The 17,606-nt window shown below is 46.0% G+C and carries 23 protein-coding genes; 13 read left to right on the top strand and 10 right to left on the bottom strand.

Going from position 1 to position 17,606, the window contains the following annotated elements:
• Positions 1-19: 19 nt before the first annotated feature.
• Positions 20-1,024, bottom strand: coding sequence for an NAD(P)/FAD-dependent oxidoreductase (locus CBI30_RS04545; RefSeq protein WP_088527140.1), 1,005 nt, complete (start codon positions 1,022-1,024; stop codon positions 20-22).
• Positions 1,021-1,644: an alpha-ketoglutarate-dependent dioxygenase AlkB family protein gene (locus CBI30_RS04540; protein ID WP_088527139.1), complete on the bottom strand. Its 624-nt coding sequence runs from the start codon at positions 1,642-1,644 to the stop codon at positions 1,021-1,023. Before CBI30_RS04540 ends, CBI30_RS04545 begins: the two co-directional genes overlap by 4 nt.
• 92 nt (positions 1,645-1,736) lie before the next feature.
• Here CBI30_RS04540 and CBI30_RS04535 point away from each other — a divergent pair, with 92 nt between their 5' ends.
• Positions 1,737-1,916 (top strand): hypothetical protein, encoded by a 180-nt coding sequence (locus CBI30_RS04535; protein WP_088527164.1) that lies wholly within the window; start codon positions 1,737-1,739, stop codon positions 1,914-1,916.
• Here the strand turns inward: CBI30_RS04535 and CBI30_RS04530 are convergent.
• From CBI30_RS04530 to CBI30_RS04515, 4 genes are read right to left on the bottom strand one after another with little or no spacing between them, the layout of a single operon-like run.
• A complete protein-coding gene (locus CBI30_RS04530; RefSeq protein WP_088527138.1) occupies positions 1,900-2,232 on the bottom strand; it encodes a hypothetical protein in 333 nt (110 codons plus the stop codon). The two genes, CBI30_RS04535 and CBI30_RS04530, sit on opposite strands and share 17 nt — an antisense overlap.
• Positions 2,229-2,606, bottom strand: coding sequence for a DUF4149 domain-containing protein (locus CBI30_RS04525; protein ID WP_088527137.1), 378 nt, complete (start codon positions 2,604-2,606; stop codon positions 2,229-2,231). The genes CBI30_RS04530 and CBI30_RS04525 overlap by 4 nt, the downstream gene beginning before the upstream one ends.
• Positions 2,607-2,616: 10 nt before the next feature.
• A complete protein-coding gene (locus CBI30_RS04520) occupies positions 2,617-3,486 on the bottom strand; it encodes an oxygenase MpaB family protein (RefSeq protein ID WP_088527136.1) in 870 nt (289 codons plus the stop codon).
• 4 nt (positions 3,487-3,490) lie between these two features.
• The gene (locus CBI30_RS04515) at positions 3,491-4,138 is read right to left on the bottom strand and encodes an LON peptidase substrate-binding domain-containing protein (protein WP_088527135.1); all 648 of its coding nucleotides are present in this window, start codon (positions 4,136-4,138) and stop codon (positions 3,491-3,493) included.
• A 112-nt stretch (positions 4,139-4,250) separates the two neighbouring features.
• Here CBI30_RS04515 and CBI30_RS11110 point away from each other — a divergent pair, with 112 nt between their 5' ends.
• The 4 genes from CBI30_RS11110 (at position 4,251) to CBI30_RS04500 (ending at position 6,972) form a co-directional block, all read left to right on the top strand.
• The gene (locus CBI30_RS11110; RefSeq protein ID WP_161492271.1) at positions 4,251-4,403 is read left to right on the top strand and encodes a hypothetical protein; all 153 of its coding nucleotides are present in this window, start codon (positions 4,251-4,253) and stop codon (positions 4,401-4,403) included.
• A 21-nt stretch (positions 4,404-4,424) separates the two neighbouring features.
• Complete coding sequence (locus tag CBI30_RS04510; RefSeq protein WP_088527134.1) at positions 4,425-4,853, top strand: DUF2244 domain-containing protein; 429 nt, start codon at positions 4,425-4,427, stop codon at positions 4,851-4,853.
• A gap of 99 nt (positions 4,854-4,952) precedes the next feature.
• Positions 4,953-5,519 (top strand): RrF2 family transcriptional regulator, encoded by a 567-nt coding sequence (locus tag CBI30_RS04505; RefSeq protein WP_088527133.1) that lies wholly within the window; start codon positions 4,953-4,955, stop codon positions 5,517-5,519.
• A 25-nt stretch (positions 5,520-5,544) separates the two neighbouring features.
• Entirely contained in the window at positions 5,545-6,972 is a 1,428-nt protein-coding gene (locus CBI30_RS04500) for a 3'-5' exonuclease family protein (protein WP_088527132.1), read from the top strand.
• Here CBI30_RS04500 and CBI30_RS04495 read toward each other — a convergent pair.
• Entirely contained in the window at positions 6,969-7,211 is a 243-nt protein-coding gene (locus CBI30_RS04495) for a GIY-YIG nuclease family protein (protein ID WP_088527131.1), read from the bottom strand. The two genes, CBI30_RS04500 and CBI30_RS04495, sit on opposite strands and share 4 nt — an antisense overlap.
• A 114-nt stretch (positions 7,212-7,325) precedes the next feature.
• Here CBI30_RS04495 and clpB point away from each other — a divergent pair, with 114 nt between their 5' ends.
• From clpB to CBI30_RS04455, 8 genes are all read left to right on the top strand, one after another.
• Positions 7,326-9,920, top strand: a complete 2,595-nt coding sequence (clpB, locus tag CBI30_RS04490) for an ATP-dependent chaperone ClpB (protein WP_088527130.1) — start codon at positions 7,326-7,328, stop codon at positions 9,918-9,920.
• 48 nt (positions 9,921-9,968) lie between these two features.
• Positions 9,969-11,207, top strand: a complete 1,239-nt coding sequence (locus CBI30_RS04485; protein WP_088527129.1) for an MFS transporter — start codon at positions 9,969-9,971, stop codon at positions 11,205-11,207.
• Between the two features lie 290 nt (positions 11,208-11,497).
• Positions 11,498-12,796: an isocitrate lyase gene (aceA, locus tag CBI30_RS04480; protein ID WP_088527128.1), complete on the top strand. Its 1,299-nt coding sequence runs from the start codon at positions 11,498-11,500 to the stop codon at positions 12,794-12,796.
• A gap of 105 nt (positions 12,797-12,901) precedes the next feature.
• Positions 12,902-13,342 carry an HIT family protein gene (locus CBI30_RS04475; RefSeq protein WP_088527127.1) on the top strand — a complete coding sequence of 147 codons (441 nt, stop codon included), beginning with the start codon at positions 12,902-12,904 and terminating at the stop codon, positions 13,340-13,342.
• Positions 13,343-13,361: 19 nt separating this feature from the next.
• The gene (locus CBI30_RS04470; protein WP_143744358.1) at positions 13,362-13,682 is read left to right on the top strand and encodes a hypothetical protein; all 321 of its coding nucleotides are present in this window, start codon (positions 13,362-13,364) and stop codon (positions 13,680-13,682) included.
• A gap of 41 nt (positions 13,683-13,723) precedes the next feature.
• Entirely contained in the window at positions 13,724-14,371 is a 648-nt protein-coding gene (locus CBI30_RS04465) for a hypothetical protein (protein WP_088527125.1), read from the top strand.
• 105 nt (positions 14,372-14,476) lie between these two features.
• On the top strand, positions 14,477-15,280 hold the full coding sequence (locus tag CBI30_RS04460; RefSeq protein ID WP_088527124.1) for a DUF2092 domain-containing protein: 804 nt from the start codon (positions 14,477-14,479) through the stop codon (positions 15,278-15,280).
• Positions 15,281-15,297: 17 nt separating this feature from the next.
• A complete protein-coding gene (locus CBI30_RS04455) occupies positions 15,298-15,750 on the top strand; it encodes a hypothetical protein (protein WP_088527123.1) in 453 nt (150 codons plus the stop codon).
• Positions 15,751-15,817: 67 nt separating this feature from the next.
• Here the strand turns inward: CBI30_RS04455 and CBI30_RS04450 are convergent, their stop codons facing one another.
• From CBI30_RS04450 to rsxB, 3 genes are read right to left on the bottom strand one after another with little or no spacing between them, the layout of a single operon-like run.
• The gene (locus CBI30_RS04450; RefSeq protein WP_088527163.1) at positions 15,818-16,243 is read right to left on the bottom strand and encodes a DUF1841 family protein; all 426 of its coding nucleotides are present in this window, start codon (positions 16,241-16,243) and stop codon (positions 15,818-15,820) included.
• Positions 16,236-16,892 (bottom strand): endonuclease III, encoded by a 657-nt coding sequence (gene nth / locus CBI30_RS04445; RefSeq protein ID WP_088527122.1) that lies wholly within the window; start codon positions 16,890-16,892, stop codon positions 16,236-16,238. Before nth ends, CBI30_RS04450 begins: the two co-directional genes overlap by 8 nt.
• Positions 16,892-17,581 carry an electron transport complex subunit RsxB gene (gene rsxB, locus CBI30_RS04440; RefSeq protein ID WP_088527121.1) on the bottom strand — a complete coding sequence of 230 codons (690 nt, stop codon included), beginning with the start codon at positions 17,579-17,581 and terminating at the stop codon, positions 16,892-16,894. Before rsxB ends, nth begins: the two co-directional genes overlap by 1 nt.
• Positions 17,582-17,606: the final 25 nt, after the last annotated feature.

Below are 17,606 nucleotides of genomic sequence, written 5' to 3'. Positions count from 1 at the left end.
TTTTTTGCTAACCCAATCCTTATAAATATTGTTTGGTGGACTGATGAATATCTACGGCCAGGCCGAGTCCGCTTAACCAAGCACCTTCTACTCTGCCTCCGTTAAGCCAGTCCCCACACAGCCCTAAACGGATATCCGGTAGTGAAAGAAAATCGATTGAATTTTCCAGGCTTCCGCTTGCGTAGCGCCAGCGGTGCATGCTGATTTCAGCATCCTGACAGTTAAACCCAAGCCTCGTCAGGCATTCCATCATCTGGTCTTGAGCATCATCTTTGCTAAGCTCCACATTCTCTTGACTCCAGGCTGGACTTCCATTGATGGTCCACATCGTTCCTTGGCGCATTGGTTTGGATCCGTTTTGACAAATCCAATTGATAATTTCTTGGTTGATAAATGCTGCATCAAAGTCTGTCGCGAGTTGGTGCGGAAGGTGCGCCATCATTGTCCAGCAAGCCTTCATCTGTGCCGAATTGCTAATGCTAGAAGCTCGAGCATCCAGATTCTTCAGCAAGGCGCTTGCCTGGGGGGCTGGTATAGCGAATACAACACAATCGTACAGTGTTGCGACTGCTCCACTTTCACTGCAGTGAATGGCCCATTGACCATCTCTCGACTCCAGTCCGGTTATTGTTCGTTCATATTTCACCGATAGGTCTTCAGTTAAATACTTTCCCGGCGAGTTCATATTGGGGGTTCCAACGTAGCGCGTTTCCTGTGAACTACTATCGCACCATACATTGCTCTCATATACCTTCAGTTTGGGCGTCCAAATATCAGCGATGCCAGCTTGTCTCCATCTTTGCACTTCCTTAATAAAGCGTGGATCCCTAGCAGTAAAGTATTGGGCCCCATGGTCTGCAGACCAATCTTGCATCCGCCGTGTGCTCATTCTTCCACTAGGGCCGCGGCTCTTTTCAAAGACGTCTACCAACATGCCGAATGATTGCAATTCTCTTGCGCAGGAGAGGCCTGCAATACCTGCGCCAATAACAGCCACCTTCTTAATTGCTCTTTTGGGATTCATATTCTAGGTAGTATTTTTCGAAAGGTAAGGTTGATTCGGGGGCTTGTAGCGATCTTGGTTTTGAGAAGGCTGTGTTGCCAGTGCTCTTGCATGGGTGGATGCATGATGAGTAGGCTGCCATTTTCAAGAAACACTGAAGTAGTCGTTTTATCCTGCTTATGGCGAAATGCAAATTTACGTCGAGCGCCAAGACTGACTGATGCAATAGGGGTAGCGCTATCTAGTTCTTTCTCGTTATCGCTATGCCAGCCCATACCCTCATTGCCGTTGTGATACAGATTAAGTAAGCAAGAGTTGTAGGTATGGCCAGTTACTTGCTCTAGCTTGTGCTTTATTTGTAGCAACTCATTAGTCCAGTCCTGAGGTATTTTTTGAATTCCAGAGTAGGTATACAGGCACTCAGGATCGGCTACCCAGACAACTTTTCTGCTGGTAGTAACTAACTTTCCAAACATGATTATCTGATCGGATTCCCACGGTAGGTGGCTTAGTAGACTCTTAAATAAATAATGACACTCATCTACGGCATAAAAATTGTTGAGATATTCGGCTTGACCATCTTTTGCCAATATAGCAATTGGCTCTGGGGTGCTCAAAAGATCAAATAACGAGTTTTTCATGACGGGTGGATAGACTGAGGATGAATACGTTGTTTCATTAAAAACTCTAGAATAGACCTCATTATGAGTTGTTCGGAATGGATAGGTTAATCATGAAAGCACCAGATAAGCATTGTTGTGGCTCAGGCGTCTGCATCATTAATGATGCAGGGGAGTGTTGGTGTGGCCAAGTATGGGATGGCGAGAAAATGAGCGCACCACCCCTGATGTCAGCAAGAAAAAAATCTCCAGACTCGAGCCCCGAGCCTGAAAACACTAAACCTGAATCTTAGGACTTTCTTTGAGGCAGGCCTTACTAGCGGATTGTTCTGCTGCCTTAAGCCAATCCGGACGACTCTTGTCTTGATCCAGTTCTTTTAATTGAGCTGGACTGATATTGATCACTAGTTGGCGGGTAGTGCAATCACAGTAATCAGTGAATGCACTAGCGGGCATATCTTTTAATTTGGCGTGTAGTTTGACCTGCTCTTTTGCGCACGATTTTTTGTAGTCTAGGCTGATTTGGTCTTTACCAATGTGTTGAGCACGCACCGACACAGCTAATGCCACACACAGACCAATGAAAATGAGCTTGCTAAATAATTTCATAATGATTTAGTTAGTAGGTAGATAAAAATACAGAGTTGAGCGATATTAATTACGACGCTTAAGCCATGTAGCACTTGAAATTGCTTGTTTTTCCCCTCATCTTTTGCGGCATTGATTTTTCCTGTGAGAAAAAATAAGGTGAAGGCAAACAAAACTGCACATGAGATTAAATAGAGCCTGCCAATAGGATTCTGTTCGGTAAATACAGTTACCAAGGTAATAAACCCCAAAAAAGCATAGTATTTCGGAAAAAAATTTCTTACGTATTTGCTAGACCACTCTACGGGTAAAACTTTGAATACCGTAGGAGCCACTACAACAGTAAAGAAAAGCATGATTCCCACCATGCCGGAAATAAGATAATTTGTAATCATGATTTCTGTTTCATAAGGGTGATCCGTAAATCCTACGGAGGGAGTGGGCGGCAACGCCGTCTTTCAGTGCTTCTCTAACAGGAATTGCCATGAGCCGAATGGCAGAAGTCATCGCTAGCCGCTCTAGTCGGCCTGGTTGTGGTCGATCGATAATGGGATATACCCAATTAGGCAGATTTAGAAAGCCAGCACGACTAATCATTTTGACAAATGGCCTGGAGCCCAGGCTGCTTGGAAAATGTTCCAATAAGCTGATAATGCTTTTAGCTCTATCCCCATAGTGCAATTGAGGGTGATATTGTTGAATGGCAAGTTCTGTATCAGCATACGTGTCGGGTAAATCAATGGCGCCCAATCTTTGCCCAAGCATTTTCATCTCTGCAAAATATTGATCCTTTTGAGACGGCCTTAGGGTTTCGCTCCGGTATGACTCATAGGAGCGCATAAAGCTACGAGTTTCTGTCAGATGAACCCATGCAAGTAAGTTGGGATCATCCGCCCTATAGGGATTATTGAATTCATCAAGCCCGGTTACTTTTTGATGAATCTGATTAACGCGATTAATGATGCTATTTGCCATTTCGTTAGGGCCGTAGGTAGTTGCCGCAATGAAGAAGGCTGTCCTACCTAGCCTACCTTTGAGATCTTCTCGAAAGCTGGAGTGATCCCATACACCAGCGAGTGCTTTTGGATGAAGGGCTTGTAAGACCAAAGAGCTGATACCGCCAATCATCATGGAAATAAAATCTGCATGCACCTTCCAGGCTATTGATTCTGGACCAAAGAGACCCCTATCGCCTGCAGGTGATAGAAAGGCGACCGGTGGACCTCCGCCGCCCACCATTTCTCGAATTGACCGACGAATTAGCTTATCAATCATATTTTTAATGAATCATGATTTTGTGAAGACCATCATCCTCGATAATTTCAGAAATTAAATCGAGCCGGATTCTGGGGTTGCTTTGCGCAAGCAAGTGGTTCTTCTGGGCGAGGGGGAGCGGTAGAAGCTCAGCCAGTCGATTGGAAACCCAGCCACAGTCATTAAGATTCACTGATGTCTTGAAGGCTTCATCCCCTAACAGGCCTTCACTTTTGATGGTAGAAATGATGTCATTTAGGAGGGAGGCTACTTTTTCATGCTCCCTTGGCAGTGGGGTTGCGGGATCAGCATCAATCAGCTCAACCTGGCCCGCCCATAAACCATCAGACTCTTGTCTAATTTCTAGCACTCTAAAGCGTTGCATTCCATAGGACTTGGTCATATAGAGAGCGGGTTGAATGGGATCAAACTCCGTTAATTTTGCCAAAGTGCCAATATTAGAAAAGTTAGCCATCGCCTTAGCGTCAGAATCAAAGACTTTGTCATCAAGAATGCTAATAACGCCAAAGGGAGCATCTTCTCGAAGGCAGCGCTTCATCATGTCCAAGTAGCGCGCTTCAAAAATTTTGAGAGTAATGAATCCACCTGGAAAAAGGGCGGTTCCAAGGGGAAATAGGGGGATCCAGCGATTGGTCGAGGAAGTTTTTGTCATATGTCAAATTTAAAGGATTTAGCCTTAGTCTGCTCACCAGTAAAAATGACTTTGGGTTCAGCAGGAATTTTGCATTTAAGCTAAATTGCATCCTATTAATAGGAGAACCAATATGATTCAAAAATTACGCGTTAAGGTTGCGCGCTGGATTTTAGGTAAGCATTGCCCCTGCTACCAGATGGGTTATCACACCATGGTCGACTTTCAGCAGCGAAGTGCGGATCAGCTTGAGAAGGCCAAAAAAGCCAAAGCCGTTAATAGCTGAGTCTCTACGGTATTTTCCAAAATGAAATCTTGGAAGATGAGGCGAAACTGCGCATTGACACCCAGTCAGTTGCTCAAGTTTTACCTCGCGCTGGTTTGTCTGTCGGTAACTGTGGCGACGGGTTTTCTATTTGCTGGAGTAAAAATCATTTTGATCTTCACTGCAATAGAGTTGACTGCCGTGACCATTGGCTTTTTGGTCTACTGCCGACATGCCTTAGATTTTGAGGAAATAGAAATTAGCGGCACACGCTTGGTGGTGAGGAAATTTATCGCCTATAAAGAGACCGTTGTGGAATTCAATACCCGCTGGGTTCGTCTATCCCAGCCGCATGAGCACGAAAAGATATTTTTTATCACGCAGAATGGACAGTGTGTTGAGATTGGCCAGTTTCTCAGGCGCGAGCAATTGAAGAGTCTCATCGCCGAGATTGGGTCCTACCTTGGTTGATTGCAACCATGAGTCAAAAAGGGTTAAGAACTGACGCTCTGCAGAAATCAGCATTCAATCCGATACTCCTATTAATTCAATATATTTGTTAAATTCACTATGAACATCAATACAGCAGTGAAAGCCGCCCTCAACGCCTTAGTGGATATTGCCTCTCATTCGAGCAGTATTCAGCCCGTTACTGGCTTGGAATTAGCGCAACGCCAAAAACTATCTATTAGCAGAATAGAGTTGCTGCTGAGTGCTTTGCGCGCCGCGGGTATTGTCAAAGGGACAAAGGGGCGAAATGGTGGCTATACCCTGTTACAAGATCCCAAAATAGTCACTATTAAGGATGTAGTTCTAGCAATGAACTATATTAAAAAACGAAAAGTTGAGGCCTGCGATATCGCTAGTGAGTTATATCAGTCCCTGGAGGCTTACATGTTGAGTTGCATGGCAAATGTCAACCTCTCCGATGCAATTAAAGAGTATGTGCCCCGATTCAGTGAGATTAAATCTGCCCCAGAGCGTCAGACTTACTCATACCCAGAGTTAAAGGTTGATAAGACGTCAAGGGGCGAAGTTCAGAGAGTAGTTAAAACGACATTTAAAAAAGTAGAGGATGTTCCGCTAGGGCCAAATTCTATTTTTAGTTTTGGTGACTACTTACACAAAGCGGTTTAAAGAAGGGTGACTCACGAAATCTCATATGTCCTTGAGTGATCATGAATATCCTCCAATTGCCTTCGTTGATATCGAGACAACTGGCTCTCATTTTGAGCGCGATCGCATTACCGAAGTTGGTATCAAATCTCTGATTCATGATCAGGTAGAGACTTGGGAAAGCCTCATTAATCCCCAAGCATGTATTCCGCAAAATATCCAAAGTTTGACCGGCATCCGGCCGGAGATGGTGATTAAGCAGCCCACCTTTGAGAACTTAGCGGCAGAGATTGCGCGAGAGCTGGAGGGTAAGATTTTTGTGGCCCATAACGCTCGATTTGATTATGGATTTCTGAAGGCATCGTTTAAACGGGCGGGCATCGACTTTAAGCCCAAAGTGCTTTGCACTGTAAAGCTTTCTAGATTACTATTTCCAGAGCAACCTAGGCACAATCTAGATACCATCATTAGCGCCCATCACTTAGAGCTTAGCTCGCGCCATCGCGCACTGGGTGACGCCGATCTACTCCTCCAGTTTTGGCGAGTATGCGAGGCTAAGCTGGGGCGTGACGCCCTACTTAAGGCAGTCAATCAACTAATTGCTAATGCGAGTTTGCCGCCCAATATTGATAAGGCGCTGGTGGACTCCATTCCAGAAAAGCCTGGCTGCTATATTTTTTATGGCGAGAATCAAGTTCCGCTGTATATCGGCAAGAGTATTTCATTGCGCAGCAGAGTGATGGGGCATTTTCAAGGAGCGCTTACCTTGCGCAAGGAAATGAAACTCTCTTTGCAGGTGAGGGATATCGATTGGATTGAAACAAGTGGGGAGTTAGGTGCATTGATTCTGGAATCGCGACTAATAAAAGAGCGCATGCCCAGCATGAACATTAAATTACGTCGCTCTAAAGATCTTTGTGCCTGGAGATTAGAGTTTGATGAGGATGGCGTGCTAACCCCGTACCTCGTCGGTCATCGTGAATTAGATCCTGGAATTCAGGAAAACTTGTATGGCTTGTTCTATAGCAAAAGAGAGGCTAACTCTTATCTCAAAGCGATTGCAAAAAAATATCGACTATGTGAAGCGCTCCTAGGTTTAGAGAAGCGCATTGATGGAAAGGCTTGCTTTGGCTATCAAGTAAGGCAATGTGGGGGTGCGTGCATCGGGCACTCCCCCATCGAATTACATAATCTTCAACTCAAGACCGCTTTGGAATTATTTCAGGTTCAGGTCTGGCCTTATTCGGGGCCCGCTGCAATTAAAGAGGCTGGCCATATGCACGTAGTTGATCGATGGCGCTATCTAGGAACAGCGATAAACGAGGAAGAGCTTTATGAATTGGCTGATTCGGGAGAGGCTGAGTTTGATCTAGATATTTACAAGATCTTGAAAAAAGCACTAGCGGGAAGCTTTAAGTGCCAAGTGATCCCTTTGGTGCTTATGGATCCTGCGTTAGCCCACCCAATAGTCTAGGCTTTAAAAAATCCTAGCTTTTCAGCCCTAGGCAATTTCTTGAGTCTTGCCTCTGCTTTAGAGGCCTCAGATCGGTCTGGGTGGTCTTGGGTTGCCAAGAGGGTCACCGGTCTACGCGCTCTCGTATAGCGAGCGCCACCCCCTGAATTATGGGCTGCCAAGCGATGCTCCAAACGGTTGGTGATGCCGGCGTAATAACTGCCATCAGCGCACTCTAGGAGGTAAACGAGCCAGGTCAAAATAGGGATAAATTCACTTAAAATGGGTCTGAAAGACTTGAAATTAGTAGGAATACCCCTATATTCTATAGATAGAAATGTACAAAAATATATCGAGTAGATGGGATTTGCAAAATGAGAATAGATAAATTAACTACGAAGTTTCAAGAAGCGCTCAGCGAGGCGCAAAGCCTTGCTTTGGCAAAAGATAATCAATATATCGAGCCAGCCCATTTGTTGCTGGCGATGTTGCGTGACTCAGATGGTGGCGCCAAGAGTTTATTAACTCGCGCTGGCGTTAATGTGCAGAACCTAGAAAAAGGTGCCAACAAGCTTATTAGCAATCTCCCAGAAGTGCAAGGCACTAGCGGTGAAGTGCAGGTGGGTCGCGATTTAAGTAACTGGCTCAACCTTTGTGAGAAAGAAGCCAATAAACGTAATGATCAATTTATCGCTGGTGAGTTGTTCTTGCTGGTGGTAGCGGATGATAAGGGCGAGCTGGGTAAGATTGCTCGTGAAAATGGTTTACATCGTAAATCGTTAGAGGCGGCTATTGATTTAGTACGCGGAGGAGAATCAGTGAATAGTGCAGATGCTGAAGGTCAACGTGAAGCCTTAAAGAAATACACCATCGATTTAACTGAGCGTGCTCGTATGGGTAAGCTCGATCCTGTGATTGGTCGTGATGATGAGATTCGTCGCACCATTCAGATCTTGCAGCGTCGTGGCAAGAACAACCCCGTTCTCATTGGTGAGCCAGGCGTTGGTAAAACAGCGATTGTGGAGGGTTTAGCCCAACGTATCGTCAATGGTGAAGTTCCTGAAACCCTCAAAAACAAACGTGTTCTGGTATTAGATATGGCCTTGTTATTGGCTGGCGCTAAGTATCGTGGCGAGTTCGAGGAGCGCCTCAAAGCTGTTCTGAGCGATGTTGCCAAAGACGAAGGCCAAACCATTATCTTCATTGATGAGATACATACGATGGTCGGCGCCGGTAAGGGCGATGGCGCCATGGATGCCGGCAATATGCTCAAGCCCGCATTGGCGCGTGGCGAGTTACATTGCATTGGCGCAACCACTTTGGATGAGTACCGCAAATACATTGAGAAAGATGCTGCACTTGAGCGTCGCTTCCAAAAAGTAATGGTGGAGGAACCTAGTGTGGAAGCGACTATTGCGATCTTGCGTGGTTTGCAAGAACGCTATGAGCTTCACCATGGGATTCAAATTACCGACCCTGCCATTGTGGCGGCCGCAGAACTCTCGCATCGCTACATCACCGATCGTTTCTTGCCAGACAAGGCGATCGACCTTATTGATGAAGCGGGCTCTCGCATTCGGATGGAGATTGATTCCAAGCCAGAGGTGATGGATAAGCTTGAGCGTCGACTCATTCAGCTCAAGATTGAACGTGAAGCTGTTAAGAAGGAAAAAGACGAAGCCTCACAAAAACGTCTTGGCTTGATTGAAGATGAGATTAAGCGTCTCGGCGCCGAGTATGCCGATCTAGAAGAAATCTGGAAAGCAGAAAAAGGTGCCGTATTGGGCGCCGCTCACCTCAAGGAAGAGATAGAAAAAGTTCGTGCCGATATTAATAAATTGCAACGTGAAGGTAAGTTGGAGCAAGTTGCTGAATTGCAATATGGCAAATTGCCAGAGCTAGAGGCAAAACTCAAATCTGCAGCCGCCGCTGAAGCAAAAGGTGATAAAGATGGCGTTGTGAAGCACAAGCTTTTACGCACCCAAGTTGGCGCAGAAGAAATCGCTGAAGTCGTGTCGCGCGCAACGGGTATTCCGGTATCGAAGATGATGCAGGGCGAGCGCGATAAATTACTCAAGATGGAAGAGTTGTTACATAAGCGCGTAGTGGGTCAAGAGGAAGCTATTCGTGCGGTATCCGATGCAATCCGCCGTTCCCGCGCCGGTCTTTCTGAAGAACATCGTCCTTATGGATCATTTTTATTCTTGGGGCCAACAGGTGTTGGAAAGACTGAGCTTTGCAAAGCTCTAGCTGGATTCTTATTTGATAGCGAAGACCACTTGATTCGTATTGACATGAGTGAGTTCATGGAGAAGCATAGTGTTGCTCGCTTGATTGGTGCGCCCCCAGGCTATGTCGGTTACGAGGAGGGCGGTTACCTCACTGAGCAAGTCCGTCGCCATCCTTACAGCGTTATCTTGTTTGATGAGATTGAAAAGGCTCACCCGGATGTCTTTAACGTGCTCTTGCAAGTATTGGATGATGGCCGCTTAACGGATGGTCAAGGTCGTACCGTAGACTTTAAGAACACGGTGATTGTGATGACCAGCAATATCGGATCGCACCTCATTCAGTCGATGGTCGGTAAGAAGCAGTTAGAGATTAAAGAAGCGGTATTTGAAGAGTTAAAGAGTCATTTCCGCCCCGAGTTCTTAAACCGGATTGACGAGATTGTGGTGTTCCATGGTTTGGATAAAGACAATATCGCCAATATTGCGAAGATCTTGCTCAAGAACCTATCCGCCCGCTTGGCTAAGATTGATATGCAGCTTGAGGTGAGTGATGCCGCACTTAAGAAGATTGCAGAGGTGGGCTTTGATCCGGTATTTGGAGCAAGACCCCTCAAGCGCGCTATTCAGCAATATATTGAGAACCCAGTCTCCAAGATGATCCTGGAGGGCAAGTTCGGTCCTAAGGACACAGTTCCTGTAGACGTAGATAAGAACGGTGACTTTAACTTCACCAAGTAAGCGGTAGCAATGTCGGCAGGAATTTTCCTGCACCAGTAAACTCGGCACATGACTGATGCACTCAAATTGAGGCGTGCCAGTGATGTCCGGGTTGTTGGTCTTATTAGCCTGGCTCACGGCAGCTCCCATTTCTTTCACTTAATTTTGCCTCCCATGTTTCCCTGGTTGAAGGCGGAGTTCGGCTTTAACTATGCCGAGCTTGGTTTACTCATGACCATCTTCTTTGTGGTCTCCTGCATTGTTCAAGCCGCCTCTGGTTTTCTGGTTGATCGTATTGGTGCTCGACCTGTTCTGCTTGTCGGAGTTGGTTTGCTTGCTTTGGCGGCCTTGGTGTATTCACAAAGTAATGGTTATGCCATGTTGGTACTAGGCGCAGTTATTGCGGGTTGTGGAAATGGGGTTTTCCATCCAGTAGATTACACACTGATTAACCATAAAATTTCACCGCTAAATTTACCTTATGCCTATTCCATTCATGGGGTCACTGGCTATATTGGTTGGGCTGCTGCTCCAGCATTCATGGTGGCCGTAACAACCATAGCGGATTGGCGCATAGCTTTTTTGTCAGCCGCAGTGCTAGAAGTGCTGATTATGGCAACCCTGTGGATCAGTCGGGCACGCCTTGTGGATGATGTAAAGGCAAGGCGAGAGGAGTCTGAAGCCAGTCATGTGGCGAGTAATCTTGGTGGCGCACCCATGAGTACATTTGGCTTTCTGAAGTTACCAGTGGTTTGGTTTTGTTGGATCTTCTTTTTCTTTACCATGGCTGCAACTACTGGCCTGCAATCTTTTGCCCCAACTGCGCTTTTTAAAATCTATGATATTGCTGTGAGCTCTGGCAATTACTACTTAACGCTCATGTCCTTGGGTGGCGCTGGAGGGATGTTATTGGGCGGCTATCTAGCCATTAAATTAAAAGTGCCTGAGCGCATTATCACGATCTGCTTTACCGTCAACATCGCGATGGGTCTCTTAATGGCTACAGGTTTAGTGCCAGTAGCGTTGATTGTGATTGCCTTTATTGTGATTGGTCTTGGCATGGGAATCGCAGCGCCATCCCGCGATTTGATGATTCGCTCTGCAACACCTTCGGGCTCATCGGGCAGGGTTTACGGCATTGTGTATTCAGGTATAGATTTAGGTGCTGCCCTAAGCCCACTGGTCTTCGGAATTTTCTTGGATGTTGGTTTGCCTAAGCTCTTGTTTGTAGGCATTGCTCTACTGCAATTCATGATCATCTTGACTGGATTTAAGGTTGCGACAATCACTGCAGCCAAGCCTAGTTAATCAATCTCTCCTCTTTTCATAATGTGAAAAGACATTTCCATATGCAAAATGCAGCGCAACATTTCATTAGTGGGCTCTTTTCGTCCCTTGGGCAATAATTTCACATTACAAAAAATATATATTAAGCCATTGAATTTAATGGATTAATTATTTTCAAAAAACACTCAAATAGTTCTTGCATGGTTTTCCTGGTTGCTTAAACTCTTATATAAGACATAAGACTTAATTGTCTTAATTTAGTGTCTCAATATTAGTGATTAGAAGTACTTGTTTAACTTAGGGAGAAAAACATGGCAGACCGCAAAGCAGAAATCGCAGCAATTCAAAAAGACTGGGATACCAATCCACGTTGGAAAGGCATTACCCGTGGCTACACAGCTGAAGACGTAGTACGTCTTCGTGGCTCGTTGAAGATTGAGCACACATTGGCCAAGCATGGCGCTGAAAGATTGTGGGAGCTAGTGAATAGCGAAGCTTACGTTAACTGTTTAGGTGCTTTGACTGGTGGTCAAGCAATGCAACAGGTTAAAGCTGGCGTTCAGGCCATCTACTTGTCAGGTTGGCAAGTTGCTGCTGACGGTAACTCATACGCAGCGATGTATCCAGACCAATCCTTGTATCCGGTTGACTCAGTTCCTAAGATGGTTGAGCGTATTAACAACTCATTCCAACGTGCTGATGAAATTCAAACTGCAAGAGGCGTTAACAAGGGCGACGCTGCTTATATCGAGTATTTTGCTCCTATCGTTGCTGATGCTGAAGCCGGTTTCGGTGGCGTATTGAATGCATTTGAATTAAGCAAAGCATTGATCAAGCAAGGTGCTGCTGGCGTTCACTTCGAAGACCAATTGTCTTCAGTGAAGAAGTGTGGTCACTTGGGCGGAAAAGTATTGTTGCCTACAGCTGAGTCAGTTCAGAAGCTGATCTCTGCACGTTTAGCTGCTGATGTCATGGGTGTTTCAACTATTATTTTGGCTCGTACCGATGCTGAAGCCGCTGATTTGTTGACGTCTGACTATGATGAAAACGACAAGCCATTCTTAACAGGCGAGCGCACTCCAGAAGGCTTTTACAAAACACGCAAGGGCTTGGATCAAGCAATCTCCCGTGGTTTGGCATACGCTGCTTACGCTGATATGGTTTGGTGTGAAACAGGTACTCCTGATTTGGAATTTGCTCGTCAGTTCGCTGAAGCAATTCGTGCGAAGTTCCCAGGCAAGATGTTGGCTTACAACTGCTCACCATCTTTCAACTGGAAGAAGAACTTGGATGACGCAACTATTGCGAAGTTCCAACGCGAATTAGGTGCGATGGGTTACAAGTATCAATTTATTACCCTCGCTGGTATTCACTCTATGTGGTACAACATGTTCGACTTAGCGCAAGACTACATGCAACGCGGTATGACTGCATACATCGAGAAAGTACAAGAGCCTGAATTTGCTGCTCGTGATCGTGGTTACACATTCGTATCGCATCAGCAAGAAGTAGGTACTGGTTACTTCGATGACGTGACTACCGTGATTCAAGGTGGCAAGTCTTCAGTAACAGCATTAACTGGTTCTACAGAAGAAGAGCAGTTCCACTAAGAAATCCCTAAGTAGTTTGTAGTAGCAGTAAATATTAATACTGCCGCGGCATCTAAATAACCCCACAAGGGTGACTTAGATGCCGTTTTCGTTTACATTCTCCCCATGACTAATTGCGTACTTTGTAGGGAAGAGCTCAAGCCTGAAGAGGGTCAATTGATTTGGCGTGGAGACGACTGCCGAGTCATCCTCGTGAATGATTCTGATCTGCCTGGTTTTTGCCGAGTGATCTGGAATCATCATATTGCTGAAATGACTGATCTGACGCATGGTGAGCGCGAGCACCTGATGGCTTTAGTCTTTGTAGCAGAGGAAGCGATACGAAACGTAATGCACCCAGACAAGATCAATATTGCTACGCTGGGCAATATGGTTCCTCATATTCATTGGCATGTCATTCCGAGATATAAGGATGATGCATTCTTTCCGGGGTCAGCTTGGTCGCAAAAGATTCAGCAAGTCCCAGTAGCAAATTTAGAGGTAAGAAAACAATTGGCTCAAGAGCTGCCTAGGGCAATTAAGTCTGCAATAGCAGCGCTTTTCTAATCATCCAGCGAAGATATCCATGAAATTTTTAAGACAGATTTATTTGTATGCCGCAATAATGTTGGTTGGCTGCTCAACAGTGGCTAACTATCAAGCAAACCTTCAGACCTGGGTCGGTCAATCCGAGCAGGCCTTAGAGGCTGGTTGGGGCATTCCATCATCTATTGTGATTAGCGGCCCCACTAGATACCTGACTTACGCACGAAATGACGGCACGTATGTACAGGGCGGCTATTGGGGCAGGACTGTTACCCCCTTGTATTGCTCTACTATTTTTTCAATTCAAAATAATGTAGTCATACAGGCGCAATTCCAGGGAAATGAATGCACATCCTATTAACGCTGTAGTACTATTTGAATCCATTGAATAGGTAGCGTTACATGTTGAGTGAAGATAGAAAAGCCATAATTGAGGCTGAAGAGCGATTCCGCCATGGGCTAAAGGTGAAGCTAGAGGCGGAGGCTGCAAGCTTGAAATCAGGCCTCAATCACCTGGAAGAAGAGGTCAAGCAGGTTGAGAAAAAGTTCTCGGCCAAACTCATGGAGTTTCTCAACTCTTCTGTGGGAATGTGGTTTTTATCATCCATAGTCATTACCGGTGGCGCTGCTGCGCTTCAGCAAATTCAGCATCAGTATGAAGCTGAGCAAAAAAATAAAGCACAACTAATCGATTATCAATTTGAGATCGGTAATCGCATTCAGAATATGAAGTACTTTTTACGGCATGCGAAAACAGTCGGCGATGCTAAGTCTGCTTTATCTAGTGTATTTAAAAGCAAGTTTCCTTTAAGCCCTATTTTAGAAAATCAAAGTTTATCTGCTCTTTATTTTAATTTGTATCAGCTAATCGATGGAGCTGACAAAGATAAAAGTAAGCGCGCAATTGAAGTGGTTCTAGATCTTGAGGATGCCGAGGTTTCACTGCAATCCCAGAAGAATGATCAAGTCCTGAGCATTGCCGATAAAGAGCGTCTGAGTAAGTTGGTTTCTGACATTGAGAATTTATACATTAAAGGCGCTGGTCAGTAATCACAGAATTTCTCTCTATAAGGGTTTGCCCGCTTTCTCTGAGGCTTATTGCAATCACTATTGAAATAAAATTTCTCATACATTTACTAAATCCGAAGGCTATTTATGTATTCGCTTAGCAAGATCGCCGTAGCGCTGATTTCGTGCTTAATTTTTAGCGCTGCAAGTGCTCAGCCCGGGGGTGGTAATCGGCCCGAGGCACCAAAAAGACCTCAGTTGCCAAAGGGTATGACGGCAATTGAGCCGGCTGCTCTAGATCTACTAAAGGCAATGACGGATAAGTTGTCTGCTGCGAAGTCTATGCAATTTGAGGCTTTAGTTCTATCTGAGTTCCCATCAATTGATGGTCTTCCAGTAATTTATTCAACCGCTGCAAAAGTAGCGCTTCAGCGCCCTAATAAGTTTGATGTGGTTGTCTGGGGTGATGGGCCATCAAGTGAAGTGCTATTTAATGGGAAGAAGTTGTTTGCCTATAGTCCCGAAAAGAATCTCGTTGCCGTTAGTGATTGCCCCGATACGATTGATGAAGCAGCAAAATTTGCATATGAAAAGGCTGGCCTATTTTTCCCCGGCGATGATCTCATTCTCTCGAATCCTTATGCGCATTTAACCCAAGGCCTAACGGATGCATTTATTGTAGGAAAGACTAAGCTGGTTGGTGGTGTAGAGACCAATGTCATTGTGATGGCTGGCCGAGAATTACAGGGTCAAATTTGGATTGGCGTCAAAGATAATCTTCCTTACATGGCATCTTGGATTTACCTTGGTGCTAAGTCTTTGCCTCGAACAACACTTCAATATAAAAATTGGAAGCTCAAGACAAGCATTCCTGAAGCCCGCTTTGATGCTAGCCGATTCTCTAAGGCGCTTACCATCGAATTTGCCCAGCCAGATGCACCACTTAAATAGATGTATTGGGGACTGATATGAAAATTTTTGCCTATGTTTTATTGGGGTTAGTTGGTTTAATAACCTTAACAGTTACCACTGATGCTCAGGCGTATTGGCATGGTTATCGGGGGGGTTGGCGAGGCCCAGGTTGGGGTGGCGGTTGTTGGCGCTGCGGGCCTGGTTGGGCGGGGCCTGCAACAGTTGTAGCCGGTGCCGAGGTTGTCGAGGGCTCCACATCTCCACAAGTGGTGGTCGAGCAAGCTCCGACCCCTGTTTATGTTCAGCAACCCTCACCGGTAGTAGTTGCTCCCGGACCGTCTGCGCCTGTTGGGTATTCGATTCCGCCAATTGGCTCAACTTTTCCTAATCTATTGCCCGGATGCTTTCTAGCTCCAAGAAATGGTATTAATTTCTACCAATGCCAAGGCTTCAGAATGAGACCCCTCTATGGTGGGAATGCCTTCTACTATCGCGTTGTTCCTGGATGATCAAAACTACCTGCTGAACTGACCCCCAAAAGTTGCCTCTTGGGCCTGAGGAGCTAATGAAGTTTTTTCAATTCAACCTCTTCAGGGCCTCAAGATACTTCTCGGGGCTGAGTGCTTGACCTTCGCGCTGCGCTTCCCACATGACTTGTCCTAAACACTCCATCATGGCGTGTTGCGCTTCGTGTTCAGAGCCTAATTTCTTGGAGAGTTTTTCTGCAATGGCTTTGATTCCGGGCGGCTGATCAATCGAAATCTGTTCGCTGATAGATAGGTGCATGGAGAGATGTAGAAAGGGATTGGTTTCGCCGCGCTCTGGTGTGTAGTCTTGAGCAACCGCGCCTTCGGGATCCGTCAAGAGATTGTGATATTCCGGATGTTGTGCCATCCAATCGCTAGCAAGTGTTTCCATCGACGTCAGAATATGATTCTCCGTTTTCTTTTTCCAGGTGTCGCAGAAAAAACGACGCACTTCTTCGCGGGTGGGGTTAAATATCGCCACGAACTTTTCCTTTGCCAGTTTTTTGTTTAAAGCCGCACAGTGGTTCAGTAATGCATTGCTCACAATCGGGGTTGCGTGCTTTACAGGTATATCTTCCATGGAGAATAAGCCAATGATGAGCGTCTTGTAAAAACTCTTTTGGCACGCGTTTGAGAAGTTGCTCTTCAACCTTCACAACATCCTTACCAGGCGCTAAGCCGGTGCGGTTGGAGACTCTGAAGATATGGGTATCCACAGCCATAGTGGGCTGTCCAAAGGCGGTATTCAGAATCACGTTGGCCGTTTTTCTGCCAACGCCAGGGAGTGCTTCTAAGTCTTCTCGATTTTGTGGGACTTCACCCCCATGCTGATCCAGCAGAAGTCGACAAGTCTCTTGTATATGTCGACCTTTAGAGTTAAATAATCCAATGTGCTGAATATAAGGCTTGACGCCTTCCTCACCCATGTCAAGTAGGGCTTGAGGCGTATTGGCAATCTGAAAGAGTTTGCGGGTGCCTTTGTTTACGGAGACATCGGTAGCTTGGGCTGATAGCAGTACGGCAATGAGCAGTTCAAATGGTGAGCTGTATTCCAGCTCAGTTTCTGGATGAGGATTATTTTCTCTGAGCAGCTCAAAGAAAGCTTGGCGCTTTTCGAGATTCATCATTTCTTTTGCTGTGCCCTAGCAATTGCAGCTGCAATAATGGCGCGCTTTCTTTCTTGTTCTTTTATGGCTTCTTCTGATTCTGGATGCTCAGCGTTGATCACTTGTAACTTGGCAGCAGCCTTCTTTGCCAAGCGCTCGTCATTGTCGCGTTGCTCGCGATCCAATCGGACATCACGTGCTTCATATCTTGCTCGCGCCGTATCCGCTAATGCTGGCGACCAGGCCGCCCATCCCGTTTTGTTCTCAGTGACATTAACCATGGTGATGCAATCCACTGGGCAGGGAGGGATGCAGAGATCACAGCCCGTGCACCAATCACCTAGGACCACATGCATTTGCTTGGAGGCTCCCACAATTGCATCTACAGGACAAGCCTGAATACACAACGTGCAACCAATACAAGTCTTGGGGTCAATGAGCGCCACCGGCCTTGGGCGTTCCATTCCGCACTCAGGGTCAATGGCGGGTAGGGCAAAGGCATCTTTTGGGTAGATGGGCGCAAGAATCTCGCTCAGTCTGGTGATGCCCTCTACGCCTCCTGGAGGGCAGCGATTGGGCAATGCTTCGCCCATCGCTAGGGCATCCGCATAGGCTCGGCAATCTGGATAGCCGCACTTGGTACATTGGGTTTGGGGGAGCGCATCCTCGAGACGATCTGCAAGTTCTTTCGTCTGCTCGTTGTTCATTGCAATGTATGCGTCCTAAAACTAG

The sequence above is a fragment of the Polynucleobacter aenigmaticus genome (assembly GCF_002206635.1).
GTDB lineage: Bacteria > Pseudomonadota > Gammaproteobacteria > Burkholderiales > Burkholderiaceae > Polynucleobacter > Polynucleobacter aenigmaticus.
This window is presented reverse-complemented; position numbering and strand designations above follow the sequence as displayed.